General features: G+C 35.4%; 10 protein-coding genes, 5 pseudogenes and 1 other annotated feature. Of the genes and pseudogenes, 8 read left to right on the top strand and 7 right to left on the bottom strand.

Annotated features, from left to right (window positions below; genetic code table 11):
- A pseudogene (locus RJ01_RS16015) lies at positions 1–495 on the bottom strand (transposase); the annotation flags it as partial.
- Positions 104–220: a sequence feature (AL1L pseudoknot), on the bottom strand. It overlaps the preceding pseudogene by 117 nt.
- Positions 496–801: 306 nt before the next feature.
- Here RJ01_RS16015 and RJ01_RS15050 point away from each other — a divergent pair.
- Both RJ01_RS15050 and RJ01_RS15055 read left to right on the top strand, forming a co-directional pair.
- Positions 802–1380 (top strand): LexA family transcriptional regulator, encoded by a 579-nt coding sequence (locus RJ01_RS15050; RefSeq protein WP_034171681.1) that lies wholly within the window; start codon positions 802–804, stop codon positions 1378–1380.
- A 21-nt stretch (positions 1381–1401) separates the two neighbouring features.
- Complete coding sequence (locus RJ01_RS15055) at positions 1402–2697, top strand: Y-family DNA polymerase (protein WP_034171682.1); 1296 nt, start codon at positions 1402–1404, stop codon at positions 2695–2697.
- Positions 2698–2724: 27 nt separating this feature from the next.
- Here the strand turns inward: RJ01_RS15055 and RJ01_RS15060 are convergent, their stop codons facing one another.
- Positions 2725–3099: a hypothetical protein gene (locus tag RJ01_RS15060; protein ID WP_034171683.1), complete on the bottom strand. Its 375-nt coding sequence runs from the start codon at positions 3097–3099 to the stop codon at positions 2725–2727.
- Between the two features lie 271 nt (positions 3100–3370).
- Between RJ01_RS15060 and RJ01_RS15065 the strand changes: the two genes are divergently transcribed.
- The 4 genes and pseudogenes from RJ01_RS15065 to RJ01_RS16030 all read left to right on the top strand — a co-directional run.
- Positions 3371–3688, top strand: coding sequence for a hypothetical protein (locus RJ01_RS15065; RefSeq protein WP_034171684.1), 318 nt, complete (start codon positions 3371–3373; stop codon positions 3686–3688).
- A gap of 2 nt (positions 3689–3690) precedes the next feature.
- Positions 3691–6549: a relaxase/mobilization nuclease domain-containing protein gene (locus RJ01_RS15070; RefSeq protein ID WP_034171685.1), complete on the top strand. Its 2859-nt coding sequence runs from the start codon at positions 3691–3693 to the stop codon at positions 6547–6549.
- 698 nt (positions 6550–7247) lie between these two features.
- Positions 7248–7457, top strand: a pseudogene (locus RJ01_RS16025) (transposase); the annotation flags it as partial.
- 11 nt (positions 7458–7468) lie between these two features.
- Positions 7469–8123: pseudogene (locus tag RJ01_RS16030) on the top strand (integrase core domain-containing protein); the annotation flags it as partial.
- Between the two features lie 90 nt (positions 8124–8213).
- Here RJ01_RS16030 and RJ01_RS15075 read toward each other — a convergent pair.
- Both RJ01_RS15075 and RJ01_RS15080 read right to left on the bottom strand, forming a co-directional pair.
- Complete coding sequence (locus RJ01_RS15075) at positions 8214–8513, bottom strand: hypothetical protein (RefSeq protein ID WP_034171686.1); 300 nt, start codon at positions 8511–8513, stop codon at positions 8214–8216.
- Positions 8514–8515: 2 nt separating this feature from the next.
- Complete coding sequence (locus RJ01_RS15080) at positions 8516–9154, bottom strand: AAA family ATPase (protein WP_034171687.1); 639 nt, start codon at positions 9152–9154, stop codon at positions 8516–8518.
- A 393-nt stretch (positions 9155–9547) separates the two neighbouring features.
- Here RJ01_RS15080 and repM point away from each other — a divergent pair, with 393 nt between their 5' ends.
- A complete protein-coding gene (gene repM / locus RJ01_RS15085) occupies positions 9548–10495 on the top strand; it encodes a replication initiation protein RepM (protein ID WP_201773389.1) in 948 nt (315 codons plus the stop codon).
- Positions 10496–11061: 566 nt separating this feature from the next.
- Here the strand turns inward: repM and RJ01_RS16905 are convergent.
- Both RJ01_RS16905 and RJ01_RS15090 read right to left on the bottom strand, forming a co-directional pair.
- Positions 11062–11187 (bottom strand): annotated as a pseudogene (locus tag RJ01_RS16905) (IS6 family transposase); the annotation flags it as partial.
- Between the two features lie 108 nt (positions 11188–11295).
- Positions 11296–11541 carry a hypothetical protein gene (locus tag RJ01_RS15090; RefSeq protein ID WP_034171689.1) on the bottom strand — a complete coding sequence of 82 codons (246 nt, stop codon included), beginning with the start codon at positions 11539–11541 and terminating at the stop codon, positions 11296–11298.
- A gap of 149 nt (positions 11542–11690) precedes the next feature.
- Here RJ01_RS15090 and RJ01_RS15095 point away from each other — a divergent pair, with 149 nt between their 5' ends.
- Complete coding sequence (locus RJ01_RS15095; RefSeq protein ID WP_004676219.1) at positions 11691–11915, top strand: helix-turn-helix transcriptional regulator; 225 nt, start codon at positions 11691–11693, stop codon at positions 11913–11915.
- Positions 11916–11998: 83 nt separating this feature from the next.
- Here the strand turns inward: RJ01_RS15095 and RJ01_RS15100 are convergent.
- Positions 11999–12568: pseudogene (locus RJ01_RS15100) on the bottom strand (type I restriction endonuclease subunit R); the annotation flags it as partial.
- Positions 12569–12790 lie beyond the last annotated feature (222 nt).

Consider the following 12790-nt stretch of genomic DNA (forward strand, 5'->3'; position numbering starts at 1 on the left):
TCCAAATTCGTTTAATTTGTTCAGCATGATGAAGGTCATGCAGATCCCGTTTCGCTCGATGTTCTGGATTGTCCGCGAGATCTAAAGTCCGGTAATAGGTTGAAGCAGCGATCGGTAAAATCCTACAAATCGCATCAACACCATATAACGCCTTATTGTTATGGATAAAATCCACCATTATTTGTGTGGGCGGTCGAGCTCCGCCTGGGCGAAAAAAGCCGCTGCTTTACGTAGAATTTCGTTAGCACGTTGCAGTTCTTTATTTTCGCGTTCCAGTTGTTTGATACATTCTTGGTCTGAAAGCTGCTGTGCTTTAACTGGATTTTGTTGATCTAAGTATTTTTGATACCAAACACGTAGTGTTTCAGGAGTACAGCCAATTTTAGGAGCAATTGCTGTGATTGCAGCCCAATTCGATGGATAATCTTTCTCGGATTCAATCAATAATTGAACCGCTCTTTCTCTGATTTCAGGGGTATATTTTAATTTTGTCATCGGGATAGTCTCTCAGAATATTGACTCTCCGACAAACCCGGTACGGTTCATAAATCATAAATACAGATCATTTGAAAATTTCTAAGTTTCCATCAAAAGCTGTTTTACTACAGGATCTAAATTCATCTAATGTTCATTCATAGCTATTTTGTGTGCAGTCCACATGTAAAGAATTAAATCGAAAGAGCTAGAAATCTCCCTAAATTTATACTTTTTATATTAACCGTTTATCCAGATTCTATTGTTTTCCTAACAAAAGAAAGTTTACTATTTGATTTCGTCACAAAACCAAATAGTGAATGAGTCATGAACAACAAGCGTGGGGGAATCAGAGAAGGTGCGGGTAGAAAACTTAAATACAATGAGCCTACCAAAACAGTAAGAGTGCCTTTATCCAAGATCGTAGAGATTAAAAATTATCTAAATAAAGCAGAGAGCCAATGCCTTAATGATATCGATTTAATCACGCCTGTACAGTCATCTACTTATATGCAAATTCCTTTAGCGGCCGAGAAGGTTGCTGCCGGTTTCCCTTCTCCTGCCCAAGATTTTGTCGACAAGACATTAGATATGAATGAACACCTCATTAGTAATGAGGCAGCGACATTCATTGTAAAAGTAGCTTCTCTTTCCATGAGAGATGCTGGTATTGAAATTGATGATGAACTTGTCGTTGATCGTAGTCTTGAAGCCAAACATGAAGACATCGTTATCGCTCTGATCGACAATGAGTTTACTGTTAAGCGCTTGATGATTGAAGGTAACTATCGCTGGCTTAAAGCTGAGAATCCTGATTGTTCCAATATTTACCTCAGAGATGGCCAGGAGATGGTGATTTGGGGAGTAGTGACTTACGTCATCAAACCCTTCAGGAAACGTAAGTAACTATTCTCTTGGTTTCATCATATGGCATATACAAACAAGATCTTTGCTTTGGTAGATATCAACAACTGTTATGTCAGTTGCGAACGTATCTTTAACCCAAGTTTAAATAACAAACCTGTGATTGTCCTCTCTAACAATGATGGTTGTGCTGTGGCACGCTCACAGGAGGCCAAAGACTTAGGTATCAAGATGGGAGTTCCCCTTTTTCAAATTAAGGACATTGTAGAGCAGCATAAGGTCCAAGTGCTCTCAAGCAACTATGCTTTATATGCAGAAATGTCTCGCAGATTCATGAAGGTCCTGTCTGACTTTGTAACTCCTGAAGAACAAGAGGTCTATTCGATTGATGAATGCTTCTTGGACTTGACTGCTTATGCCAAGAAGTATGATTTGACTGATTATGCACAGACGATTCGTCAGCGTATTTTTACCTGGCTCGGTTTACCAGTATGTATTGGCTTAGGCAGAACTAAAACTGAAGCCAAAATGGCAAATCACATTGCAAAAAAGAACACCTACTTCAATGGTGTGTGTAACCTGGTTGCCATGGATTATTGTGCTATAGAAAGCTTATATGAAACGATAGAGGTAGGTGAAATTTGGGGTGTCGGTAGCAAACATACAAAGAAACTAAATAGTCTTAATATTTATTCTGTGCTGGATTTTGCAATGGCCTTCCCTTTCATGATCAGGGATCAATTTTCCATTGTTATGCACAGAACATTACTTGAATTACATGGTGTCTCTTGTATTGAGTTAGAACATACGCAAGCTCCTCGAAAGCAAATTGTCGCAAGTCGTTCATTTGGCCAAAGGATTTATCATATTGATGATCTAAAAGAGGCTATGAGTCTCTACGTCCAAGATGCAGTTGCCCGCTTAAGAGGTGAGAAGATGTTGTGTGGTTACATGATTGGTTTTGTACAATCCAATCCATTTGAAACACATAAACCTTATTACAGCAAATCTGCAGCACTTACTTTGCCAGAACCAACTGATAACGTTTTAATGTTGTGTAAGATTGCCACAAAAATGATAGATGACTTATATCAGAAAGATGTAGGCTTCAAAAAGTGCGGCGTAATATTGACTTGTCTAGAGCCCAAAGTTAACCACACTTACGACCTGTTTATAGACATGAAACAAATAACCGCAGGCAATAACCTGATGGATTCACTTGAAGAAATCCATCATAAGTTTGGAAAAACCAAGCTTGCTCTGGGTGCAAGTAGGTTACCAAATAGAAGCTGGAATATGTCTCGTAATCAACTGAGCCAGAACTACTTTCGATGGGATCAATTGCTTTGTGTAAAGTAATTTTTAGTGATTACTTCACACCATAATTTATTTTTTCTTCTTTAAAAACTCTTTTAAAGCTTCCTCAGTAATACCCACAAAATTGTTTCTTTTTAGAAAGTCTAGTACTTCTCCGGTTGTTGCACCAAGACCAAAGAGTTGAAGTAAAGTTTTCTTATGCTGAGTAAGCAATTGATTCTGTGTAATGGTCTTTTCATTCAATTCTTTTATATAACAAAGAAGAATATTTTCAAAGTTTTTAGAATCATTTTTGCTATATATTTTTTGATTTTTCTCAACATTTTTTGAATGCTTTTCTTCTTTTGTCGATACAGTTTCAGAAGTATTTTCTGTTGAGGAGTCAGAATTAATATTGTCTGGATTTTGAATATCAAGGTGTAAAATATTCTGGTCTTGTATCATGTTTTTTCCTCAAAAATAAATCTAGAAGCCAATTATTCTGAATATACTTCATTACAGAAATGGCAAAACATGACCATTTTTGGATTCTTAAATTACTGAAAAAAGTCATATTTCGCGATAATAAAAAAATATAAATCAACCATTATTTTCATTAACTTTAATTCATTCACTGACAGCCAATAAATACAGGATGGGATGATGTATATCACATCATCCATGTCAAATCTCGAGCTCGCGTTGCTCGGTCTCAATTTGTATACAGTAGAAAAAAATGAAAGTTAAAGCATCAAGAAATAAGCAGATCATTGTTCGTTTAACTGCAGATGAACATCAAGATATCAATCTTGCCTGCAAGGCATTACAGCTCAATCAATCTGACTATATACGTAAAAAAATTTTAAGTGATGACTACAGTCAATTAATCGATCAACGTGATATTCATACGATTAGAACACTTGGCATTATTCTCCCAAAAATATTGATTGAACTCCAAGATAAAGATTTGATCCCCGAAGAATTATGTGACCTTACAGAGCTCGTTCATGAGTTGAAAATCATTGTGCGTCGACTAAATGACCAGGTACGTTAGACATGATTATTAAAGTAATTCCAAACACCTTAGGCACTTCTGTTGAAAATCGTATCAACGGTTTATCAGACTATATACATAATCCAAATCAAACGCGTATCGACTACCTCAGTGACTATATTACTCAGTTGCACGCTAGCTTTAGTCATGAGCTCATTTCTGAAAAATGTGTTTACTCGAACTCACGTAACTTTCTGGATGAAAATATTGAGTATCAAAAAATTGAAATGTCACAAACTGCCAGTTTGAATACAAGGGTGGATGACCCAATTGTTCATATCGTCGGAAGTTTTAAAAAATTTGAAGTCCCAACGACCCAACAATTAGAAGAACAAATCGATATTTTAAGTAAACATCTCAAAGCAGATGACTTACAAATGCAGTATGCATTGCACATGGATACAGACAATGTACACTTCCATTTGATCATTAACCGAATCCATCCCTACAGAAAAAACAATCATAATGAACATCAAGCGGTGGATCTAGGAGATGGTTGGATCTTGAATGCAGTACATCGAGCTGTTGCAGAAATTGAGGCAAAACAGGGTTGGGACCCTGAACCAAATCCCCTCTTTATCTATAACAGTAAAACTGGAGAATGTGAAAAAAACATCAATCACATATCAAATCCCGATGCATTGAAAATCAGTGCAAAGATTCGTGATCAAGAACATCGACATCAACAAAAGAGTCGATTGAGCAAGGAAATGTCTGTTGCAAGCAACTATCAAGATGAGCTTGAAACAATCATTCAGCCCATTCTAAAAGAGGCAACTAGTTGGCAAGACTGGCATCAACAATTAGCATCTTCAGGAATTTCGTATGAACGTAAGCGTAGCGGTAGTATTTTTACGATAAGGCCCCATGATCAGGAGTCACTAACATTTAAGGCATCGTTATTTTGCAATAAACAAGTCACTTTAAAGAATTTGGAAAACCGTTGGGGGGAGTTTACACCTCATCACGCTGATCAGATCAAAATCTATCAGCCCAAATTGAATACGACAGCTCAGCACACTCCACATGAATCCTCAAAGATCTCTGCTTATCATTTATTCCAGAATAAAGACTTTTTGGTTAAGGAGCTTCATGACGCTTATCTCAAGATGAAATCAACTAAAGATGTTTATAGTCAGAATCGTCGATCCAAGTACCAGGATATCAATTTCGAGAATGAAATTTATAAATACAATAAATCTTCTTTTTTAAAACAACTTCAGAAAAAATTTCCAGAACAGGCTTCTGATACGATTTATACTCTATTACATTATCAACATCATACAGAACAACTGACAACCAGAGCCAAAATCAGGAACGTGTTTCTTATCCAAAATCAAAATTTAAGCCAACAGACTTCTGAAAAGCTATTTGATCAAAATTTTTTGTCTAGAAACTTTGATTCAACCCAAATTACCTCTTATGCTGATTTTTTAAGATTTATCTCACCCACCAATCCCCTATTGATACAACAACAATTTCTATTCGATCAACGTCAGTCTAAAAATTTTATTTATCAAGAAAATCCAGAAATCAAGACTGCTAAAATTTTGTTTGATTCGAATGATCCTAAAGAGCCCATTGGCATTCAGAATAGATATGGGATTCTTATCTTTAGTAATTATTCAATCACCCGGTTAGAGCAATGTATAAAGAATTTACATCCTGAGCATCAAGTATCAGTTCGAGGATCATCAGATTTTAAAAACTTATTCGAAATGCTTTCCCAACATAGATCAAACGAAATTCAAGATACAAACAAAAGTAGAACTCTCCCCGCTCTATCAAAATTATCCTCGGAGCAACTCGAAGCTGGATTTCGACAACTCTATCAACATTTTAAGACAACAGGCGAATGCCAAAGTACAGCGCTGATCAAAACTGGTTTACTACTGAATTGTTGTGGCATCAATATGAGCCAGCTCAAATCTAATTTAGCAGCAGGTATTCAAAAGCATCAATTGCCTCAGCTTAATCAAGAAGATCAGAGTATCTTGATACAAAGGCTGCATAACCTGATCTATACACAAGCCTCAAAATTAAATAAACAATATTTCAACTCAAATGACATCGAGCAAACCTGGCAATTATATTTTTCTTTAGAGCATCAGCCTATGATCAACGAAAATTGCCATAGCCTTGTTACAACTAACGATGCTTCGCAACATTTAAGAGACCTCGCACTTATACCTAAAAATAAAGTGAACGAATCATATCAACAGACAGAATCTTTATCTGAACTTGATTACTTACAGATGTTTGAGTTTTATGAATACAGTCGAAAAGTTAAACTGCGCAAACAACAGGAATTAGAGCGGAATAATATCTTCACAAGGCCAAAAGAAACCTTGAAAGATTCTGATCAAATTTTACAGTCAGCCTACCCTATTAAAAAATATCGTATCGAATACAAATTTGGAGAAACATTTTATATCGATCAAGAGAAAGTCGCTTTTTTTGAAAGCAAAAATACTTTAGATATTACCGTAGTCAGCCAAAAGCGTGACCATATTCACGATGCCTTGTTATTGGCTAGAGATAAATTTGGGGTTGTATGGGTGTCCGGTACAGATGACTTTAAAAGACAGGTGCAAGAAATTGCACGTGCAACAAATATAAGAATCGAATTTGACCACCCATTAGTAATAGATCGTCAAGTTGAAAGCTCAGCGACCGACAAGATAGATCACAATATTGTGCACCAAATAAATGAGTACAAGACTGTTATTCCTAATTCTCCTCCAACATCACCAACTATAGAAGATCAAACAGACCTCATCAATAAAGAGAAATCTACAACATTAGACAAAAATTCTAAGAGTCTAAACCATACAAATGATAGCCTTGATTTTGGTTTCTAATACTCTTAAATAGAATTCAGGAAGAATGAATAATTTTCTAAAAAAAACTAGATTTTTCATCTTTATTGAGTTATAAAATCAATAGCCCCCTAGTTTTATAACAGACTAGTTGGTTAGCTAGAATTAAGGCTAGCGGGAGAAAGTCACTCTTATTTAAAGACATGAAAGGATAACTCGTTTTTTACGTGTTTTTCGTGTGCTTTAAATAAGGTTAAATAGTGAAATCTTCGCAACTATACAATACATTTCTTCTTAATATTCTTCATAAATTGGTTCACAATTCATCGGATAGCTTTACTGTCTCTTTTATTAATATAAATAATTCTAAGATGTTAGAAATATTTTGTGACTCCGTTCTTTCATTTCATTTTTTTGGATACAAGTATATCGGTAATAAATACTATAAAGTACATAATGGTTTAATTTTTAGCTACACTGTAGACCACGGGGAAAAAATTATTACTTTTAAATGTGATTTAAAAAAAGAAATATCTGGGTTAGACTTAATCACTAAAAAATTGTATTTAAATCGAATTTTATTCAATAGCAATTAAAATTAGTCAAATTAATACTGAAAAGTTAATTTAACTATTTTTTCGTTATTTCTTTTGTAAGAAGTCCGCTGAACACACCTTATGAATTCATCCTATAAGCCTTAATTTAAGTCCCCACTTAAAAACAAGTAGGGACTTAAATTTATCACTACAAATAATCAGACATCCATCGAATCTCTTGCGAAAAAACGAAGAACATACAGTGCTGAATTTAAACAGCAGATCGTTCAGGCTTGTAAGGCCCCGGACGTTTCAATTGCTTCGGTCGCTTTGCAACATGGATTGAATACAAATCTTGTATCCAAATGGATTCGCTTAATTGATGGTAAGCTAGGGAATGATCGCTCACCACTCTGGCTTTAGCTTACCGCATTTACTGTGAGTTGGCACTGAATCTGCGTATTAAACTGAGAAGAAGACTAAAACGGCATGCACCTGAACCATTGAAAGAACCAATCCGAGAAAATCAGGTTTGGTCATTAGATTTTATACATGATCAGCTTTCCGATGGTCGCAAGTTTCGATTATTGAATGTGATTGATGATTACCGCCGCCAAGGCCTAGCCATTGAGTCAGGGTTCTCATTGCCCACAATCAGGATTATTCGTACGTTGAATCAATTGCTGGAGTAGAGAGAAAACCATTAGTGATCCGATGCGATAATGGTCCCGAATTTATCAGTCACGAATTTGTGCGCTGGGCTACTGAGCACGGTATTCGTATTGAATATATTCAACCGGGTAAACCACAGCAGAATGCGTATATTGAACGCTATAATCGGACCATACGTTATATAGCTGAATTCTAAAAGGTATAGCACCCAAATATTTTCGTAAGATACCATTTCATAAGGATTTTACTGTGCTACTCAATTTTATAATCAACTATAGTTGGCTGAGCAAGCATTTGTTTGATACATTGGAAGAAGTTTAGGATTACGTAACTGATTGGCTGTGGCATTACAATCATGAAAGACCACACCAAGCTAACAAAGGAAAGTTATCTTTAATGGCTGCTTAACCTCTACTTTTAACTTCGGTTATTTATTTATGGGAGGATTACCCACGGATTTAACTGAATAGACCACTTTCCACTTTATCCCCCCCTATTTTATTTAAAACTTTTATCAATCAGCTGCTTAAAATCTTCTAAATTCTGCTCTGCCAGTGACTCTAAAGCTATTCTTACAATACTAGATCTGTTAACACGAGCGTTATTACTTTTGATAATTAGCTCATCAATTAATTCACTTAATTCTTGGTTTAAAGAAAAGGTACAACGAACGAATTTCTTTTGTGAAACTTCTAGATCCTTAACTCTTTTATCAGCTCCAGATATGAAATTTTCAACCAGTTTATCCTGATCTGAAAGCTCGTCAGTTTTCTTTTTTAAACCGCTAAGACCTGCCATAGTTATACTCCTAAAAACTCTTGAGCTATCCCTTCAATTTCTGCTTTTGCTTTAAAATCACTTGTTACTTCAAAAACAGATAGGCCATTTTCATCTGCATCATCATAAACATTTCGATTTGTCGTAATTTGGTCTAAGGCTTTTATTCCGAACGATATACAGGCTTCTTTAGCATCTAGAATTCGCTGTACTTGTGACGGTAATGTTGGGCATTGTGTAATGATTGCTCTTGCATTCAAATCTGGATTCACTGCTCGCGCCAGTTTTAATACTTGCTCCATATGATCCAAAGTCTTTAGATCTCTACGTTTAGGCCTAAAAGGCAATAGCATATGTGTTGCTATAGTCATAGCAGAACGCAATGCTTCCGAATCTTGCCCACCAGCATCAATGATAATATCTTCATATCTTTTTGATAAATCTTTTAAAACTTGACGAATATTGCCTGAAGCTTGTACAGATGGAATATTCTTTAAATCCTCATTCTCATCACGCTCTTTAATCCAGTCAGTAGTTGTACCTTGAGGATCTGCATCTAGAAGAAGAACATCTCTATTCTTTTTTTGTAAATAAACCGCTAAGTTTTGGGCAAGGCAGCTTTTACCAGCTCCGCCTTTTTCACCACCTACTAAAATAATCATAAGTTATGTAAGTTACGTAATTTTGTTAAAAACAATGTACAAGTTTCAATCTCCTGAATCAACTATTGTGAAAAATAAAGTTAAAAAATAAAGTTATCCACAAGTAATGCTCTTTTTTAATTTTATATATATTTTTAAATTTATATTTATAGGACCTTTGTATGCCTTATGTAGTCTAATGCTCAGAGGATTTATATGGACGTTTTCCTGACAATAAGTGGACATTTTCCTTTATTTAAATGGACGTTTTCCTGACAATAAGTGGACATTTTCCTTTATTTAAATGGACGTTTTCCTGATATAAATGGACGTTTTCCTGGCATAAATAGGTCTTCCATTAATGGTCATTAAGTGTTAATGTCCATTAATGATATTTGTTTCTCTAATCACAATATGGCAAATCTAATTTATAAAGATAATAACTTGATTGAAGCATCTTATGCGTTGACTTTGTCTGAACAACGCTTAATTTTAGTTGCGATTATTGCAGCTAGGGAAATTGAAAAAGAGCTTACATCGGATACCTTGCTAACAATACATGCATCTGAATACATGAAGCACTTTAATTTGGGTCGTCAAGCGGCCTATGAGGCTCTTCAGGGAGCGTGTGATAACTTGTTTGAACGTAGACTCACCTATAAGGCCATAGATCCTGTTACAGGTAAGCCAGCGGTCTACAAAAGCCGTTGGGTATCAAAAGTTGGCTATGTTAAAGAAGCTGCATGCGCTCAACTAATTTTTGCTCCTGATATTTTACAGCTTTTTGTAAAACTTGAAGAAAAATTTACCCGTTATGAATTAAAGCAAATTTCTCAATTATCTAGCGTATACGCTATACGGCTGTATGAACTTTTGATTAGATGGCGTAGCAAAGGCAAGCTATATATTAGTATGGTTGAATTGCGTGATAAGTTAGGTTTACTTGAAAATGAATATAAAACCATGGGCGATTTTAAAAAGCGTGTATTGACGGTTGCCATAGATCAAATTAATAAACTTACTGATATCGACGTAAGTTATGAGCAGAAAAAAGAAGGAAGAACAATTACACATATCGAATTTTCTTTTAATCAAAAAGCTTCCTTAATTGTTAGTGATAAGGTACTGGAACCGACATATCAGTTGACACCAAAACAATCTATATTTTTCGCTCAAAAATTGTGTGACCTTATCAAATATCCCGAATTCGGGGGAAAATATGCCAATGTAGGTGAAGAGATCGAAGCGTTTAAAGAAAGGATTTCACTTGAACTTCTCGACCCTGAAAAGGTAAAAAAGTATTATCCTGATTTGTTAAAAGTGGGCTATAAAGAAAAATATAAATCAGAAAAGTTATCATAACCTGAATAATAGAAATTCTTATTTTGAACACTACTAACCTATAGAAAAAAATTTAGTCTGTCTTGGTAACCCTAATTCTATAATTTGGTCTTTATTGAGAAGTGTCCATTTTAATTGGAAGGCTATTACATGAACGGTTAGCAGCTGATCTATAAGGAATATTAAATTATAAAGTTACATAACTTACGCAACTTATGAACTTATGTAATCCTGAAGAGAGTGATGAGATGGAAACCTCTCCCGGTCATGCTTGTCAGGGATTTGTCCATATATGGAAGTGCAGTGCTGAAAACTAAGGATCCATCTAATGAGAAGAACTGCCCGGGATTAATCTGCCAGGAATATTAAATTATAAAGTTACATAACTTACGCAACTTATGAACTTATGTAATCCTGAAGAGAGTGATGAGATGGAAACCTCTCCCGGTCATGCTTGTCAGGGATTTGTCCATATATGGAAGCGCAGTGCTGAAAACTAAGGATCCATCTAATGAGAAGAGCTGCCCGGGATTAATCTGCCAGGAATATTAAATTATAAAGTTACATAACTTACGCAACTTATGAACTTGTGTAATCCTGAAGAGAGTGATGTGATGTAAAACTCTTTCTATACTGCCATACTTACAATACCAGCGCACAGCCCAAAGAATGATTTCGCCCCAAAGATGATGCCGACTATGGAAGTGATTCATCTATTGAACCTTTAGCTGAAAAGCTATTTACAACACTGCCAATTTTTCCTCTTTTATAGCGTTTACTCTAATTTCAACTGCTACAAAAGAGGAAAGACGATTCATCAATTAATAGTCAAAGCTGAAGAAATTTTCAGGGAAACAAGAACGGAAAGCTTTTTGAATATCGCTGTACTCACACTCAGGATGCTTCTCTAAATAACGTCTAGTCCAAATCAGTGTGGCTTCATAATCGTTAAAGCACTGATCGAGTTGTAAAAAAATCCACAGTTCATGGGCTTTTTGAATGAAAAAGTCATTGATAATCATGAGAGCAATTTTCTTTTCAGTGTTTGAATCCGGGTATGAGTACATAGTATGTTTCTCCTATAGAGATGATAAATAGATTAATTGATAAGCTATTTATAACACATAAAAAATGTGTTTGTCACATAATTTATGTGATTTTTGTAATTTTATGGTCTGTGTTATACTTCTAATCCAAACAGATTGTATTTATCACGATGCCGTACGAAGAATTTCAAAGACTTATGGGGAAAGCAGGTCTTTCAATTAAGGAATTTGCAACATTATTGGACATGAACCCAAATTCCATAACTAACTATAAAAAGATCGGAAAAGTACCTACTCATATTGCTGTTCTGGTTTATTTGCTTTCTAGCATGAAAGATGAGGGTGTAGACTTTTACCCTATTTTCGAAAAAATTAAGTCGTATTCAAAAGACTAAGACTCTAGTTTTTTTGATTGTTTTAAGCTGTTAGTGATGACGTAAAAAATGCCTGAAGTTCAGGCATTTTTTGTTTCAGGGACTTATAAGCCTCGATAGAACTTTTCAATAAAGTTTCGAGTTTTGAGAACCAGGGTATTCATCATGGTCTTACGTTTTGAGATCTTAGGGCGAGCAATCGGTAAGTCTTTGACATCTTCCCGGCTAGGTAGACGCTGGGTGTATTCATATTGGCTGAGCACCGTTTTGAAGACTTCAGGTTTGATGGCTTCTTTTTGACACAGCTCATTCAGTGCCTTTTCTTTCTCCACATCCCAAAACTGAACAAAGGCTTGTTCAACGCTTTGACCATCGGCCATGCGTGGAATGTTTTCATCCAGAAACTTTTGAATCAGCTCTTGTTTGTCATACAAGTTGTGGTTGGTCGAGATGATATCTTGCACTTGGGAACGATACTGTTGTTTCTTTTCTGGATCTTTATGATTGACCACCGATTGCAGTAAATTCAGGATATAACCGACATTCACGGTATCGCGGTGGATCAGTTCCAGTTGGAAATTGACATCATTGAGGATCGATACTTTGTCTTTAGGCTGGACCACACGGACGTTGTTGTACAGATATTTGTATTGTGAGGTATGTTTCTGGAATTCTGCCTTATTTAAATTGGTATCGTCCTAGTCATACTCGACAAAGTTTTCCAATTGGGCATTGATCCGCATCAGCTTTTCGGGTTTACGCCCCTATTTCTTATAGTATAAATTTTTGAAATATAATACTATTTACTTTGGAATTACATGCGATGCGATAAATTTCGAATAAGAGATTTTATGTTAAATAATGGTTTTTATATGATCTAGTATTTCTAAATATAA

Origin of the sequence: Acinetobacter sp. YZS-X1-1 (genome assembly GCF_000804305.1) — a bacterium.
GTDB lineage: Bacteria > Pseudomonadota > Gammaproteobacteria > Pseudomonadales > Moraxellaceae > Acinetobacter > Acinetobacter variabilis.

Coding starts and splice junctions, on each gene's coding strand:
- RJ01_RS15050 (WP_034171681.1), top strand. CDS start 802: ATGAACAACAAGCGTGGGGGAATCAGAGAAGGTGCGGGTAGAAAACTT.
- RJ01_RS15055 (WP_034171682.1), top strand. CDS start 1,402: ATGGCATATACAAACAAGATCTTTGCTTTGGTAGATATCAACAACTGT.
- RJ01_RS15060 (WP_034171683.1), bottom strand. CDS start 3,099: ATGATACAAGACCAGAATATTTTACACCTTGATATTCAAAATCCAGAC.
- RJ01_RS15065 (WP_034171684.1), top strand. CDS start 3,371: ATGAAAGTTAAAGCATCAAGAAATAAGCAGATCATTGTTCGTTTAACT.
- RJ01_RS15070 (WP_034171685.1), top strand. CDS start 3,691: ATGATTATTAAAGTAATTCCAAACACCTTAGGCACTTCTGTTGAAAAT.
- RJ01_RS15075 (WP_034171686.1), bottom strand. CDS start 8,513: ATGGCAGGTCTTAGCGGTTTAAAAAAGAAAACTGACGAGCTTTCAGAT.
- RJ01_RS15080 (WP_034171687.1), bottom strand. CDS start 9,154: ATGATTATTTTAGTAGGTGGTGAAAAAGGCGGAGCTGGTAAAAGCTGC.
- repM (WP_201773389.1), top strand. CDS start 9,548: ATGGCAAATCTAATTTATAAAGATAATAACTTGATTGAAGCATCTTAT.
- RJ01_RS15090 (WP_034171689.1), bottom strand. CDS start 11,541: ATGTACTCATACCCGGATTCAAACACTGAAAAGAAAATTGCTCTCATG.
- RJ01_RS15095 (WP_004676219.1), top strand. CDS start 11,691: ATGCCGTACGAAGAATTTCAAAGACTTATGGGGAAAGCAGGTCTTTCA.